A 17,101-nucleotide genomic window follows, 5' to 3' on the forward strand; every position below is an offset into this window, starting at 1 on the left:
TGTGACGCGGACGGTAGCCCGCGACGCTAACCACCTGTGGTGTGCATGGTCCGCGCCATGCTGAATCGCCCCACTGCACAGGCTGAGTCGCAGGACCTGAGTCGCGACCTCGAGGTCAAGGCCACGCGTAGGCCGTGGAACCCCGCTCTGCATCCTCGTGACTCAAAGGGCCGGTTCATCGAGACCGGCGGAACGGTCCGGCTGTGGGGCGGCAAGCTCGCGCGCGTCGTCCGGGCGCTCCCGCACGACCGCATCCTCGTCCAGGACCAGAGCGGCCCCAACGAGTTCGCGGGGCGCAGGCACACCACCAGTGCCAAGTGGGTCAGCATGGTCGCCCGCCCCGACGGCACCGCGCCCACCGACGACGAAGAGAAGGTCGCAGCAGAGGACGAGCGGCGTACCCAGGACCCGCGCCGCGGCAACGGCGTGGCCCGGGACGACGACGGCGACCCCGACACCCCCAACGACCCGCACGACAACGACGACCAGGGCCGCCCCATCGGCGAAGACGACGGCGACGGCCCGGACGACGATGACGACCAGGACGAGCCCGAAGACGGCGCCCACCCGGTCAACGTCGATGCCCTGCCCAACCGGCGGCACGCCGACGGAGCCCGGTACGCCGACACCGCAGCTGTCCGTCGCCACTTCACGCAGGTAGCCGAGCGCCCCGGCACGACCCCGGATATGGCCACCTTCCTGCGCTGGGTGGCCCTCGACGACGACCTGCGGGTGACCCCCTCCGGCAGGGTGGCGATCCTCCGCGACGACTCCGGCCGCTGGTACCTCACGGCCACCGGCACCGGACAGCGCATGAACGCCGCCGGCGACTTCAACACCGCCGAGGACGCCACCCGGTTCGCCGAACACCTCGACAAGACCGCCGTCAACGGGCAGATCACCAAGTTCAACCAGCCGTTCGACTTCTCCGACCCGCAGCTCGACCGCGCTGCCCGCGACTGGCGCTCTACCAAGGGCGAGAACATCCAGGGTGCTATCGAGCGGGCCCGGCGGGAGTTCGACGCCACCGCAGCGCCCGCGGCCGCTCCGAAGCAGGCCACCGCAGACAGTCCAACCGGCAACAACGGACAGCGGTTCAGCACCCTGCAGGCCGTGCGCGCCCACTGGCAGCAGCGCCTCGATCAGATCAACGACATCGGCCCCGACAGCCTCCGTGAGCAGCGCGCCGCGCGACTCCTCGAAGGGTTGATCAACAACGACCGCCTCAAGCTCGTCGGCCGCGGCCAGTTCGTCGTCGGCCCGGACCAGAACGGCGAGTGGTACCTGGCCGCCACCGGCAGTGGGGCGCCGCTCCGCCGCCGGTGGACCTCCCAGAAGGACGCACAGGCATTCGCCCAGTCCTTCGCCGAGAACCCTCCGATGGGGGACGACGGCAAGCCGCTGGACCTGTCGGACCCCGACACCCGTATCCAGACCTGGCGCTCCGATGACAACCGCTCAATGAGCGAAGTCCTCGACGCTGCCGCAGAGAGGTTCCATCGCAACAACGCCGCGGATGGGGAACCCGCGGCGACCCCGACGGCGGCCGCCACCCCGGAGGCGCCTGCCGCTCCGCAGCCACCGGAGACCCCGGAGGAGCCACAGGCGCAGGCGCTGCCGGACGACGCCGAGCCCGTCGAGGGTGTTGAGGGCTACCACTTCGTCAACCACGGCGGAGCCATCACCCTGTACGGCCCGGACGGGCAGGTCGCCGTGACCAGCGAGCGCGGCTACCCGCCGAAGGCCAAGATCGACGGCGTCACTGTCCCCGTCCCGTCGTACCCGCCGCAGGGCGCCGCGGTGATGGCTCGCCTGCACCGCGCCGCCCAGGCCCCGAACCAGCGCGACCGCATCACCGCGGCGTGGGTGATGAAGCCGGGCAAGCCAGGCCAGCCGGCCAAGCGAGTCATGGTGTTCCGCGGCACCATCAAGGGCGACGAGCGCGACTACTCCGCCGTCGGCAAGGTCAAGGCCGTGAAGTGGGCCCCGACCATGGGCCCCGTAGGCGCCTGGCAGACCCAGGCCAACATGACCGATGCGACCCGCGACGAGCGGATCGCCGAGGTACTGGGCAATCTCGTCCGCCAGGGCCGCAACATCCACGTCACCGACGAGACCGGCGCGGGCACCCCCGACGCCCCGGCCAACGCGGTCGACGAGACGGAAGCGCTGCGCAAGGCCATGGCCGACGCGGACGACGCCCGCCTCTCGCAGATGAAGTACGCCCGGTGGACCCAGATCAACCGCTCTCGCTCGGAGGCCAACCGGCGGCGTCTGAACTCTGAGGTCGACATGATCGACGAGGAGTTGAAACGGCGCAGAAAGGAGCGGGACGAGGCTGCCGCCCGCGACGCCACATCGCTCAGCGACGACGACATTGCCGCCCGCATCAAGGAGTCGCAGGAGGAACGCAGCACGTACGGCTCCCGCAAGGGCGAGTCGGCCAACGACGTCGAACGGGCCATCTACAGCGAGCGCCGCCGCCGCTCGCAAACTCTGGTCGACGACGATGCCGACCTGACGACCATGGCCGAGGAGGACCTGGCGAAGGCCCGCGAGACCATCGCGGACCGGGTCCGCATGCATCAGGCCGCCGGCGACGACCCCGAAGCCGAGCGCACTACGCGTCAGGCCTTGCAGGCACGGCACGACGCGATCGTGGGCGAGCAGCAGAGCCGCCACGCCGAGCAGATCGCCGACCGTCCGCCCGTTGCCGACCTCACCGACGCCGACCTGTCCGAGGAGTACAACGACCTGCTCCGGCGCGACTTCCGCAAGGCACCGCCGGAGGCGCAGCAGGTCCTCGAGGGTCGCCTGGAGGACGTCAAGCGGGAGCGCCGCGACCGGGAGAAGCGGGCCATCACCGACCGGGACGCCCCCGAGAACCTGACTGATGACGACCTGAGCGCGGAGTACACCGAGCTTCGCCGCGGCCGCTCCTCGTACAGCGAGACCGACGACGTCAAGGCCGCCCGCAAGGAACGCATGGCCGTGCTGGAGGCCGAGCAGAACCGCCGCAGTACCACGCCGGAGGTCGAGCAACTGATCGCGCGCGTCGACAACCCCGACGACAACGGCATGATCAGCATCGGCGGTGGCAGCGGGTACGCCTACGTCGACTACCGGGACCAGACGCACGGGCACAAGACCCGCGAGATCGGGTGGACCTGGGGCAAGCACACCTGGGGGCACGCAGACACCGCCTACCCCTCCCGCGCCGCAGCTCTGGCAGCAATGGTCCAGGCGTACGACAACGACCCCGACACCCGCGGTGAGCGCACCTGGGGCCGTAAGCGCCCCGTGTTCGTGCCGAAGATGTTCGTCGAGCTGTACCAGAACGAGCGCCTGCGCGACCGGCTCGCCAACGCCAGCCAGGAGCGGCAGTACCTCTACAGCCTGTTCAAGGACCGGTACGGCTGGGACGACGGCGTGAACCCCCTGGTGCCCAGCAACAAAAAGGGCCACCACATCAAGGGCCGGAAGCTGTGGGTGCCCGAGGGCCTCCTCGCCGAGCTGAACCGGGTGACGGAGGAGCTGGCACGGGAGATGTCCGTGCGGGCCACGGACCGGGACGCGGATAGTTCCGACCGGCAGAAGGCCAAGACGCGGCTCGCTTCCATCAACGTGGCTCTGCACGGCGTTGAGGCGGCCCGCGCGACAGTCCGCAAGAATGGCGGGAACGACGACCAAAAGGTCATCTCCCGCGAGGAGATCGAGGCACAGCAGGCCGCGCTCCGCGCAGCGCTGGGAGGCGACGACGATGAACATGTTCAGTCCGATGGTCCGGGAGCACTGGCAGACGTACCGGCCGCGGGAGTGGGCGGCGATGGACGATCCGGAGGCGTTCGTGACGGCGAAGGCCAGGGAGATCGAGACGCGGATTCTGGTCGCGGAGCAGGCGCTGGAGGAGACAGTTCCGGAGCCGACGGAGTACGAGGATCAGGTCGGCCGGATCAAGCAGATCAGGGCGGACGCGACGGCGATGGTTCTGGCGGAGCTTCTGCCCGAGCCGGAGCCCGAGGCGGAGAAGGCTCCGGAGCAGACGCCGATGGAGCAGCACCTGCAGGAGATCAGGGACCTGATGTACGACGCGTAGCGCGGTTCCGGCCGGACCCGGCCGACGCGCCCAAGGGCGCACGCGCGCGTGCCACCTCCAACGTCGAGGCGATCAAGGTCCTCAAGACGTTGGAGTCGGAGAACCGCTCCGCCACCGACGCGGAGAGGCGCGTCCTCGCCCGTTGGTCCGGGTGGGGCTCGGTGCCGATCATCTTCGCCACCGAGCCGAACGAGAAGGAACCCCGCTACCAACAGGGCGGCACCCGCCAGGGCAAGTTCGCCCGCGACCACGAGCGTTGGTCCGAGTACAGCGACATCCGCAGCGAGCTGCAGCGCGTGCTCACGCCGGTGGAGTTCCGGCAGGCCTCCCGTGGCGTGCTGTCCATGCACTACACGCCGCAGCCCATCGCCGAGGCAATGTGGGAGGGCCTGCGCGCCTTCGGGTTCGAGCGCGGTGACGTCCTCGAGGCCGGTTCCGGCGCGGGCACCTTCTTCGGCGTCGCCCCCGACGGCGCGCGCCTGACCGGTGTCGAGTTGGACCCGACCACAGCCCGGATCGCTCAGGCGATCTATCCGCACGCCAACGTCCTGAACGAGTCCTTCGCGGAGACCGACGCCCGGCCGGGCACCTTTGACGCCGCGATCGGCAACGTGCCGTTCGCCCGGGTCCCCTTTGACGACAAGCGTTACCCCGCGGAGAACCTGCACAACGGATTCGTCACCAAGGAGATCGCCCTCGTCCGGCCCGGCGGCATCACGCTCGTCATCACCTCCCGCCAGACGCTCGACTCCAAGGGCGACAGTGCCCGCCGCCAGATGGCCCGGTACGGCAACCTGTTGGGCGCGGTCCGCCTGCCCTCCGGCGTCTTCAACGACGCCGGCACCGGGGTCACCACCGACGTGCTCGTTTTCCGGCGGCGCGAGGACGACTCCAGGGGGGCGGACAAGTCATGGTTGGACGCTCCCGAGCGGGACATCAACGGCACCAAGCACCGCGTCAACACCTACTTCGACAGGCATCCTGAGCACGTCCTCGGCACGCTGACCACCAAGTCCGGCCCGTACGGACCGGAACTCACCGTCCAGGGCGACCCGGCCAAGGCCGCCGAGCAACTTCGTGCCGCGCTTGAGGACATCGCTGCCAAGGCGAAGGCCGACGGCTACGGCTACGAGCCTCACCCTGATGGTGACGACCGTCCGGCCGTGGAGCTCCAGACCGCGCGGGAGAAGCACGCCAACGACTGGACCGGCCGCCTCTACGAGGGCGACGACGGCCAGTTCTACCAGCACGTAAACGGCGCCGATCCTGTCCTGCTGGAACCGGCCGACGGCAACACCGCCCAGCTCCGCGCCCTCATGCAGCTCCGCGATGTCGCCGCCGAGCTGCGCGAGCTGGACCGGAAGAACGACGAGGAGGAGCGCGCTGAGACCCTGCGCGCCCAACTCCGTGATCTGCACGCCTCGTACGTCGAGAAGTACGGCCCCTTGTCCAAGCCGGGCCAACACCGCACCAAGGGCGGCCGCCCCACGGCGTGGGGCTACTTCCGCGCTGACCCGGACGCTGCGGCCGTCCTCGCCCTGGAACGGTGGGACGTCGACAAGGACGAGCCGGTTCTCTCCCGCGTCTTCACCGAGCGCGCCGCCGCCCGCCACCAGCCGCTGACATCGACCGACGACCCGAAGGCGGCCCTCGCCGCGGTCGTCGCCGCCGAGGGCGAAGTGGACCTCGGGGAAATCGCTCGCCTACTCGACCTCACCCGAGAGGAGACGCTGAAGCGCCTCGGCAACGAGGTCTTCACCGATCCAGAGACCAACCGCCTCGAGCTGGCTGGCGCTTACCTGTCCGGTGCCGTCCGAGACAAGCTCGACATCGCCCGCAAGGCCGCCGAGCGCGACCCGGCGTACGCGGTCAACGTAGCCGCGCTGGAGGCCGTACAGCCACAAGACCGCACCATCGGCCAGTTCACGCCCGAGATGGGCGCGCACTGGACGCCGCCCGAGCTGCTGCAGGGCTTTCTGCGCGAGTACCTGGGCGACCGCACCCTGAACGTCGCACATGACGACCGGTACGGCTGGATTCTCAACACCGGCCGCGTGCCCGAGGCCAACAACCTCATGTACGGCGTCCCGGCCGACGAGAAGAAGGGCACCCGCGGCAAGTCGGCCGTCGAGATCGCCCGCGCGCTCCTCGGCTTCGGCTCGCTGACCGTCTACAAGGACGACAAGCGCAAGGAAGTCGACGAGGCGACGTCCCGCCTGATCCGCCAGAAGGCAGACCAGATGCGGGCCGAGTTTGCCAAGTACGCCACGGCGAACGCCGACCGGCTGACGGTCCTCACCAACTCGTACAACCGCATCATGAACGGGCACATCGTCCGTTCGTACGAGGGCATGTCGCCCACGCTCGAGGGCTTCACCCCCGACCGGAACCCGCACTACTGGCAGCGCTCCGGCGCGGCGCGGATGCAGTTCGAACGGGGCGTGATCCTCGCCCACGAGGTGGGCCTCGGCAAGACGTCCACGCTCGTCATGGGCACCCAGGCGCTCAAGGCGTCCGGGCAGATCGAAAAGCCCATGGCCGTCGTCCCGAACCACCTGGCCAAGCAGTGGGCGGACGAGGCCCGGTTCCTGTACCCGAACGCCGATATCCACCTGATCACCTCGGCGGATCTGGCCGGCGACCGGCGCGGCAGCACGTTGGAGTGGCTGCGCGCCAACAGGCCGGACCTGGTGATCTTCACGGAAGAGGCGTTCGGCTCGATCAAGATGAGCCCGGAGGCTCAGGACGAGTACGAGTTCCGGGAGCTGGAGGCGCTGCGTGAGCAGCTTGACCGCCAGTACGAGGACGCCGACAACCCCGCCCATCCGTTCATCGTCGCGAAGATCGAGCAGCGCATCGCGACGGTCAGCAGGAACATCAACAAGAACGCCGCACCGATGCGGCGGCCGGGCGAGACGTACTGGGACGACCTCGGCTTCGACTACTTCGTCGTCGACGAGGCGCACCGGTACAAGGGCGTCGGCTTCCGCTCGAAGGAGGCCGGCGGCGACCCGGCGTCGATCCGCGGTGTCGACCTGCACCAGAAGACGACCGACCTGCACCGCCGTCGCCAGGGTCGGGCCACGATCACGCTCGCCACCGGCACGCCGCTGTCGAACAGCATCAGCGAGCAGTTCACCATGCTCCAGTTCGCGGCGCCGTGGGTGCTGGACGCCTACAAGGCGGGCGCTCCGGACCTGTGGGCCAACACCTTCGGCCGCAAGACCCTGCGCATCGAGAACGCCCCCGACGGCTCCGGCCTGCGCATCGTGGAACGGTTCTCTGAGTTCCACAACAAGCGCGCCATGAAGACCATGTGGGGCCTGGTCGCGGACACCAAGCGCGCCGATGACGTCGGCATTCCCCGGCCGAAGCTCAAGGGCGGCTCCCACAACCTGATCCTGGTCGACGCCACCTCGGACCAGAAGAAGCGCCTCAAGGGCCTCGTAGGCCGCGGCCGCGCCATTCACAACGGTGAGCCCCAGCAGATCCGTACCCGCAAGGGCGCCCTGGTCGACGACAACATGCTCGCGGTGTCCAATGAGGGCACCAGCGTGGCCCTGGACCCGCGGCTCGTCGACGGCAACGCACCTGCGGGCAACAAGCTCAAGGCCGTCGCTGCCCGGCACATCGAGCGCTTCCACGCCACCAAGGACAGGGTCTACAAGGTCGCGTACGGCAGCGACGAGGACCACCCCGTCACCGGCGCCCTCCAAATGATCTTCCTGAACGAAGGCGTCCCGGGCAGCGACAACAAGGGCGGCTTCGACGCCTACGCCGAACTCAAGCAGCTCATGGTCGCCGGCGGCATCCCCGCCGACAAGATCGCCTTTGTCCAGGACGCCAAGAAGTCCGGCAAGCCCGAGGACATGACGGAGCTGTTCCGTAAGGCCCGCGAAGGTGAGATCGCGGTTCTGATCGGCTCCAGCGCGGTCGCGGGCACGGGTATGAACGCCCAGGACCGCATGATCTCCCTGACGCACGTCGATCTCGACTGGGGCGCCGCGCAGATGGAGCAGCGCAACGGCCGCATCCTGCGCTACGGCAACCAGAACCCCGAAGTCGAGATCGACATCTTCGGGACCAAGAACTCCATGGACGGCTGGAAGGCCGGATTCGTCGCCGCCAAGGCCGAGGGCCTGGTCGACATCCAGCGGCCGGAGCCGGCGGAAGGCGACACCAGCGACGTCGTCCAGGAGATCGACGGCGCCGAGTTCGACTACGAAACCATGGAAGCCGAGATGGGCGGCAACCCCTACATGAGCCAGCTCATGAAGGCCCGCCGCCGTCTCAAGGACCTCGAGATCGACCAACACAACGAGGCCTCCGAGCGCATTCGCCGCGCCGAAGCCCTTGAGGAGCTGCGCCAGGAAGCCCAGGCCACCCGCGACGGCATCCAGCGACGCGAGCAGGCCCTGCCCCGCATCGTCACCGACCGAGACAGCTTCCGCATGACCATCGGCGGCTCTCCGTACGGTGAGCGCTCCGACGCCGGCAAGGCCCTGCACCGGCAGATCACCAACCGCCTCTTGGAGCACGCCGTCGAGGGGGTGAGCCCCTGGCACGTCATCGGCCAGTTCGGAGGCCTCGACTTCGGCGTTCGCACCGAGAAGACCGCGGACGGCAAGCTCGTTGCGCATGTCGGCTTCTTGGATCTGCGTAACTCCGACTTCGAGCGGACGGTAGACGACCTGTCCAAGAAGGGCGCCGGATCGGGCATGATCACCCGGCTGTCCAAGGCCCTCGACAAGGCACCCTCATTGCAGGAGTCGGATCGGGCAAAGGTCCCAGAGCTGGACGAACAGATAGCCCTGCTCCAGTCCGCGCACGCTGCCGCCGACCTCACCCCGCAGATCGACCACGCCCGCGCGCGGGCGAACCTGCTCGAGGAGATCGTCGCTCGCGTCACCAACCTCGACGCGAAGCCCGAGATCGACCCCGACGAACTCGACAAGAACCGGTACAAGGAGAAGGACGAGCGAGAGAAGATCGCCAAGGAGCGGCGGGAGGAACGCGGCCGTCTGCAGACCGTCGTAGACAAGGCCGTCGCCGACCTCGCGCGGTGGGACCAGGAGAACCCAGCGCCGGAGCAGGACGACACCGTGCGCCTCTCCGAGGACGAGGTGCGCGAAGCCCTCGCCCGAATCCGACCGGAGCCCAGCAACGCCCCCGAGACCGCCCCGGAACCGAACGGCGACGACCGGGACCCCGCAGCCGCCGACACGGACCTCGAGGTGCCGAACACTGACGACGGCGAGCAGCAGCAGAGCGCCGCCACGCCCGCAGTTGACGGCCTGTTCAGCAAGGACAAGGCCGACAACCGGCGCGTGCTTGATGCGCTGAGGGAGCAGTACCGCGAGCAGTTCGCCGACGGGGGGCGGGACCGTGTTGCGCAGCTTGCTGACGAGCTGTTCAACTTCCTGGACCAGCAGTGGGGTGAAGCCGCAGGAGAAACGTTCGGACCTGCCAGCGGCACCGCGCTGCATCTGGCCGAATCTCTTTACGACTTGGAGATGACACCGGACGAGCGGGCTAGCGGCTTCGGCATACAGGTCGGAGCCATCGCGGAGCAGCTTCGCCAACGTCGTGACACCTTCAACGCAGACGGCTCCGATGAGGACACTGTCACCCTCACGCCGGATGAGGTGTCCAGCCAGCTGGACGCCGTACGCCCTGAAGGGTCCAAGGCGCCGTCCTCGATGACCAACGAGGAGATCCGCGACGAGATCGTGGAGCTGATGGGCCGCGAGATGGCCAACGGCGGGGAGCTGGACGGCGTCGACCGCACTCGCCTGCAGGTCCTTGAAGCGGAAGAAGCCCGCCGCGCTGGCCGCACCCCGAAGCAAGAGCCCAAGCCGAAGCAGACCACCGAGGATCCCGGCGGCCTCTTCGACGTCGACCAGCCGACCACCCGCCAGGCGAACAGCGCTGCCGACCCGGACAACCCCGAGGACAGGCCCGCCGACGAGTTCGGTACGCCGGACCTGTTCGCTGATGCCGAGGGCCGCGACACCAGCGACCTGCGCCCCGCGCGTATGCGTAACGCTGCGGACCTCGCACCCGGCGACCGGTACACCGACGCTGACGGCCGCACACACACTGTGGCGGAGGCGCCTGTTCGCACTCCCCGCGGGCGGACCCGCATCGTCACCGACGACGGTGAGGAGCGCTTCTACAACGCAGACGCCCAGGTACGCCTGCGCTACCCAGACGAGGAGATCCCCGACAACGACACTGCAGGCCGCTCCAACGACGACGACTCCAGCACGCCCGACTCCGACGGGACCCCCGACAGCGTCGATGAGCCTGCGGTCGACGAGCCTGAAGCCATCCCGGACAGCGACCGCAGCGACGTCAAGGACCGCACCTACCGCATGGCCCGCCTGGTCGAGCGCGCCCTCGACCAGGCGGGCGGTGACGCGCTGCCCGAGATCCGCGACCTTGCAGACGCCATGGACCGGGCGGAGAACTCCGACGACCCGGACGCCGAGCTGCGTGACGTTGCGGACCGTCTCGACTCGCTCGCGGAGATATACGAGGTGGGCGGGCCCCGCGGGGAGCGCGCGGCAGAGCTGTTCCGCCGCGCGGCCCGGATCGCGAGGGGCGAGGACGACGACAGCCGCAGCGACGACGAGCCCCATGAGGACGACGCTTCCGGCACCACGACGGGCGAGAACTCCGACGAGGACCAGGACGACGAGCGACGCCGAGATGGCGATGCCGCCGACCCGGACGGCGCCCCCGACGAAGGCGGCGCCGGCACACCCGATGCGCCCGCCGATGATGAAGACGACAACGACAGCCCCGACGACACCCCGGACACAGACAACGAGGAAGACCAGAACGACAACCGGAACCGCCGTCGGCGTCGCAGCCGCAACGGCGGAGGAGGCAGCGGCGCCCCCGGAGGTCCTGGTGGCCCCGGCGGACTCGGCCTGCCGCAGCTGAACCTCCCCGGATTCAGGCCCCTCGACGCCGGCGGCGGAGGGGAAGGAGGTAGCGAGGGCAGCGCTGACCCGCGCGGCCGCCGTTCTCCCGAACGGCACCGCGACGTCGCGTCCCTGCGGCGCGCATGGAAGAACGGCGATGGGCTCACGGCCGCCGAGGACACTCCGGAGCGCCGCGCAGCCCTGGCCCAGGCAGCCGACCGGGACGGTCTGACACTGTCCCCGGGCGGTGGTCTGGTGACGTGGCCCGAGCCGCAGGACGACGGCACCACCCTGTGGCACTTTGCGCAGGCCCGCAACGGCAACAATCTGCCTGGCCTGTCCCTGGCCACGGACGACGCGGAGGAGGCCCGCGCACTCGCCGCCCGCTTCGAGGACATCACCGGCAGCGACGGACAGCCCTTCGACTGGGACAGGCCGTGGGGCCCGAGCACCGTCGCCCAGTGGCGAGACGGGGAAGGACGCAACCTGCAGCGCGCCCTCCACGCCGCCCGCGACGACTTCGAGCAGCAGCGCGCCACCGCACGACCGGAGCCCGAGCGCACGCCCCTGCCGGACGATCTCACCAGCCTGGACGACGACGCCCTGGTCAACGCGTGGAGCAACGACCTCAGCGAAGACGATCAGAAGCGCCTCATGGAGGAGATGGACCGCCGCGACGACTACACCGACCAGCGCGTTCGCAGTGTTCTTCCGGACACCCCGCCGGCCGACGCCGAGGAGGCAGAGCGCCGCGCGAAGGCCGTCGACGAGGCCCTCGGCTTCGGTGGCGCCGACGTTCCACGCGTGCGTCGCACCCGTGAGGACATCATCCGTGCGGAGTTCGCCGACTTCGACGAGGCCCGCTACCAGGCCGCCATCGACGCTACGAACGGCTACTTCTACCACCCGAAGTACAAGTACGGCAGCGGCATCAACGAACGAGACCTGTTCTCCGGCGGCGGACTCGCACAGTTCCGCCGCTGGGAGGAGTACGCCAGTGAGGAGCTGAAGGACTGGTTCAAGGCCAACGGCGGCCGCATCACCTACAACCAGTTCCGGCAGCAGTACCGCGACAACGACCGCATAGAGCGGCAGCGCCATGAGGAGGAGCAGCGCCGCCAGGCCACGCCGAGCACCGGCGCCCCGGAAGGCATGACCAGCGCTGCCCCTTCGGCCGACGCTGCCAGCACCGACACGTCAGAGACGAGCACGCCGCGTTTCAACGACCTCGACGGGATCCGCGACCGCATCCGCAGCGGCGACCTGGACGAACCGAGCAGCCCGCAATCCCGACCGGGTGAAGACCGGTTGAACGCCGTCGCGGACAACCCCACCTTGGAACTCACGCCGGGCGGGCGCCTCACCATCCGAGACGCGAACCAGGAGACGCAGTACAACGCGCCCTGGTGGTGGGTCGCAGCACCAGGCTCGATGGAAGGCCTTTTCCAGGCCCGGAGCCGGGAGCAGGCACTCCAGTACGCGCGCCTGTTGGAGGAGATCCGCGACACGGACGGCAACCCGTTCCCGTGGGATGCCCCCGACGTCGTGGAACGCGCTCGTACCTGGCGCGGGCCCAACGGCGAAGTCCTCGGCGAGGCCATCGCCCAACGGATGGTCGACGGCGCTGACTCCGGCGAACTCGCCGACTGGCCGGACTACCAGATCGACAAGGCCCGCGCCTACCTTGACCGGGAGCGGGCCCTCGACCGGTACTACGACGAGTGGCGAGCGCAGCAGATCTCCGACGGGTACAGCGTCCCGGTCGACGTACGGGAATCCCAGACCGGTGACGACGTCAGCGCACTGGACCCGAACCGCTACGACCGCCCCGTCACCATGCGCGGCCGACTCGCGGGTGACCTGGCCGTAGGCGGGCAAACCCAGGTCGGTCAGTGGCCCTTCGGTATCGGCGGTGACTACGACTCCAGCACGGCAGAGCGTGCCGAGGAGATCGACGGCGACAGCTCGCGCTTCACCTCCCTGCCCGTCCTGCGCTTCGTCGACAACCCGAGCCGGCCGACGGCATTCCGTCGCCCCCGAGAGGGTGAGGATGACGGAAACCGCCGCGCGGAAACGCCACAGCCGGAGCCCTCGGGAACCGCCTCACCCGCCGCGCGGCAGCAGCCCGCCCCGGACCGCGCTCCCGCAGAGCCGAAGCCAGCCACGCCTTCGGCGCCGGCCGACGAGCCGCAGGGAGAGCCCGAGCCCGTGGGCGGTCAGCCTGCGCACTGGGCACGGGTCCGGGACCTGGTGCAAGGCGACATGGTCCGCATGGATGGCCGGACGAGGAACGGCCGCGCCGTCACGCGGTCCGGATACGTCTACACAGGCCCCGTCGACGTGGAGGTCACCCGCAACGGGCGCACCGAGCGGTTGCTGCGCACGTACGTCACGGAGCACCCGGACGGCAGCGGCAAACGCGGCAATGTCTTCACGCCACTGAACGCCGCCGCAGCGCGGGCCGAGGCGCCCGACGACGTGGTACCCGGCTCTCCGGCCAGCGGTGCCCAGAGCACCGTCCAGACCGGCAACCTGCCCGATGCGGTCCCCGCCGACCGGAACGGCCGGGGCCTGTTCCCGGGCAGCACCGTCACAGGCGTTGACGGTTTGCAGACCCGAGAGGGCACCGTCACCGGCGCCACCAACACCACGGTGTCGGTGCGTTGGGACAACGACGACAGCGCCGACGGCCTGTCGCCGAACACCCTCACCGTGACCGGCGGCGACCGTCCCGACGGCTGGACCTCGTCCGGGCAGCGCGTGACCCCGCGGCACATCGTGACCGACACCGATGGCGCTCTCCTCGGGCCCGTCGACGAGGTCAACGGCGACCGCGTCACCATCACGACCGCAGAGGGCTCCATCACGCGGAGCGCCGGAGACCTTCGCGTCGCCGGCGAAGTCCGCGACGACGGCCCGAGTACCGATCCCGTCACCGGCATCGACGACCCGGCGGCCGCGGACCTCAAGGAGGACGACGTCGTGGTCCTGGACCTCGACGGCACGCCCACCACCGTCGCGGTTACCGGTATCAACCGCGACGGCGACCGCGTCACCATCAACTACGCCGACACCAGCACCGGTGAGATTGGGCAGATCGACGTGGACGCCTCCACAGTCCTCCTGCGGGCCCAGGACGCCGACGGCAACGCCCCCGAACTCGGTCCGGAGGACGCCCCGGAGACTCGGGACGACCTGACCGTGCACGAGCCGCCCCGACGCGTCGAGCCGGTCACCGGCCCGACCGTCGATCCGGAGCTGTCACCCGACGAGCGGGACGTCATCGGCGACCTCGCCGATGGTCCGGAGGACGACCCTGACGCGCACCAGGGCGCCGTTCGCATCACGGAGAACCTGCCCCTGTCGCCGGACCACGCCAGGGGGCTCGCCGGCCAGCTTCGCGCGTCCGCGGACCCCTCGACCCCGGAGGGGCGCAGTGCCCTGCGGGCTGCTGACCGTCTCGACCGGGCGGCCGGCTGGACCCCGCCGCCCGGCTTCAACCGGCCCCGGCCCATGAACGTGTCCCAGCTCGGTGAAGGCGACTACGTGGCTATGCCGGACGCCCGCCGCGGCGACGAGATCCACGTCTACCGCGTCATCGACGTGGAAGAGGCGCCCGGCGGGATGCGAGGCCTCCTCCTTGAGGACGGGAACAACCAGTGGCGACGTCGGGTCGTGCCCGGAACCAACACGGTGTGGCTGCTCCCCGAGGCGCAGCCGGACCCCGTCACCCCCCCGGACGTCGACGACGCCGATGGGGTGACGGACGCCGGAGGCGACTCCGGATTCGGCATCCCCGGCGGCCCGATGCGCCGCGCGGGTGCCGCGGACCCGGCCACGCCGACCCCTCCGGCCGCACCCACCACGCCGGCTACTCCGGACCCCGCGGACACGCCCGACCAGCCCACGGCGCCCGTCGCCCGTGTCCTCCCTGGGAGCCTGCGCGTCGGCGACGTCATCGACGCGCCCGTCAGCCGCACCGGCTACCAGTTCAACGGCCACCGGAGGCTGACCATCGTCAGCGAGCCGCAGCGCAACGGCTGGTGGATGCAGCTCACCGGCGTCGACGACGAAGGCAACGTGCACGACTTCGGTCTGCACAACGGCCGCGCCGTGAACGTCTACGACCGCAACCGGCCCACCCCGTCTCTGCCCCCGGCAGGCACGCCCCGCGACCCCAACCAGGTCGCGCAGGGCGACGTCGACCGGATCGTCAGCGACCACGGCCGGACGCTCGCCGCGCGCATCATCGACGAGGCCGTCGCGGGTACGGAGCCGCCCGGCGACATCCACGCCCTGCGCGAGCAGATCGCCCAGCGCCTCACCGCCGAGGCCCTGCGCGACGCCCGCCAGAACGTCCGCCGCGACGGATCCGCCGCGCTCGACGCCGCGGGACTCACCGGCCGAGACCGGGCATCCGCCCTGCAGGCTCTCAAGCGGGCGCGGCAGGACGCCCACGCTGCGACGGTGCGGGCTGCCCTGCGCACCATCAACGATTTGGAGCCCCTGCCCGACGAGAGCGACGAGGACCTCGCCGCTCGGGCCCGTGACCTCCTCAGCCTCATCCCCGACCAGATTGGAGGCAGCGCCGGCCAGCCCGACACCGATGGCGACGTGGACGTCGCCCGCACCGTTGTCGGGCACGTCGACGAGGCCGTGAGCGCACTCCTGCGGCAGCTCCAGGCCGCAGGAGTGGACCCTGGCGACGCCGAGGGGATCGCGCGCACCCTCACGCGGCAGATGGACGGTTCCCGGCAGGCCACCGCCCGCCGGATCACTCAGCGGGTGGCGGCCGCCAATCCGCAGGCGGGACGGGAACCCGGGCTGCTCGCACGGGTCGTCGCTCTCCTGATCCGCCTTGCCAAGCGCTTGATGGAACTGGTGATGGCCGGTGCGAGGAAGATCGCCGAGAAGTGGCAGGGCGCCCGGGAGCGTCTGGGACGCCTGCGTGCCTTCCTCGGCCGACTCGCCCGCCGCATACGTCAGTGGCCGGAGACCCGGCGCCTGGCCCGCCTGCACCGTGCACTCGATCTGCCCGCGGCCAACGGGGACTCCCTGGCTGCCCGGGTCTCCCACTGGGCCGGGCTGATGCCCGATCCCGGACGCTTCGGTCAGACACGGCGCCGCGTCACCTGGTGGAAGCCCACCACATGGGCGCAGCTCGCCGCCGGACGGCTCCCGGGCCGCAGCGACCGTATTCAGTGGTCGCCGGACCGAGCTGCGGACGGCGGCCCCGGCCTCACCGCGCTTCGCCACATGGCGGCCCTGCGGGCGGCTGGTGACGACGTCGGCCAAGAGGTGACCCGCCGCCTTGCCGCCGCCCTCGGTGACGACTTCGACGGGGACCCGCACGGCACGCTGCAGCGTGCGGACGACTATGTGGCCACCGCCGAGAGGCGCCTGGTCAACCTGCAAGCGGCGCGGACCGGCGGCACCCTGGATGACCTCGACCTCGAGGTCGAGATCACCGCGGCACGGGCGGAGGCCGCCGCCGCGCGCCGGGAGTGGACGAACCTGCGCACCCGGTACGCCGCAGCCGTCCCGGATGCCGTCTCGGCGGTCCTCGCCGAGATCCGAGACATGGGCCCCGAGGGCAACGCCGGCATCGTGTTCGGCCCGGACTCCACGCCGGACGCCGAGCGGGCCGTACGGGGCGTGCAGCGCCTTGTGCCGCGGTCGTGGCTCAACTCCCCGGCCGCGCGCCGAGTGACGGCCGTGAACGGCGACGAAGGCCGCTACGAGCCCGACGGGCAGCGGATCACCGTCGCCGACCTCGCCGACGACGGGCTGGGAACTGCCGGGCACGCCCTGGCGCAGCACCTTGCCCAGCACCTGGGAGACCTGGACGCCGCCCAGCGCGTGTGGTGGTTCAACCAGACCCACACCGGCCAGCCGGGCGCCCGCCGCATGCGGCGCAGCGCTCTCAGCCGCATCCTGCGTCGCCAGCAGACGCAACCGGACACCGGTGACACCCTCGCTCGGTCCCTTCAGTCCATGTTCAACGGCGACTGGTATCTGGATGACGACCTTCGGGCGTTCCTCCTGGGCCTGCTCGCGACCCGATGAGGAGGTAGCC

General features: G+C 70.3%; 1 protein-coding gene. It reads left to right on the forward strand.

Annotated elements, in window-relative coordinates; genetic code table 11:
* Positions 1-57: 57 nt before the first annotated feature.
* Complete coding sequence (locus tag PUR53_RS36120) at positions 58-17,091, forward strand: hypothetical protein (protein WP_329911083.1); 17,034 nt, start codon at positions 58-60, stop codon at positions 17,089-17,091.
* Positions 17,092-17,101: the final 10 nt, after the last annotated feature.

Origin of the sequence: Streptomyces sp. SP18BB07, assembly GCF_036322545.1 — a bacterium.
GTDB lineage: Bacteria > Actinomycetota > Actinomycetes > Streptomycetales > Streptomycetaceae > Streptomyces > Streptomyces deccanensis.

Excerpts from the sequence above, each read along its gene's own strand:
- PUR53_RS36120 (WP_329911083.1), top strand. The coding sequence starts at position 58 with ATGCTGAATCGCCCCACTGCACAGGCTGAGTCGCAGGACCTGAGTCGC.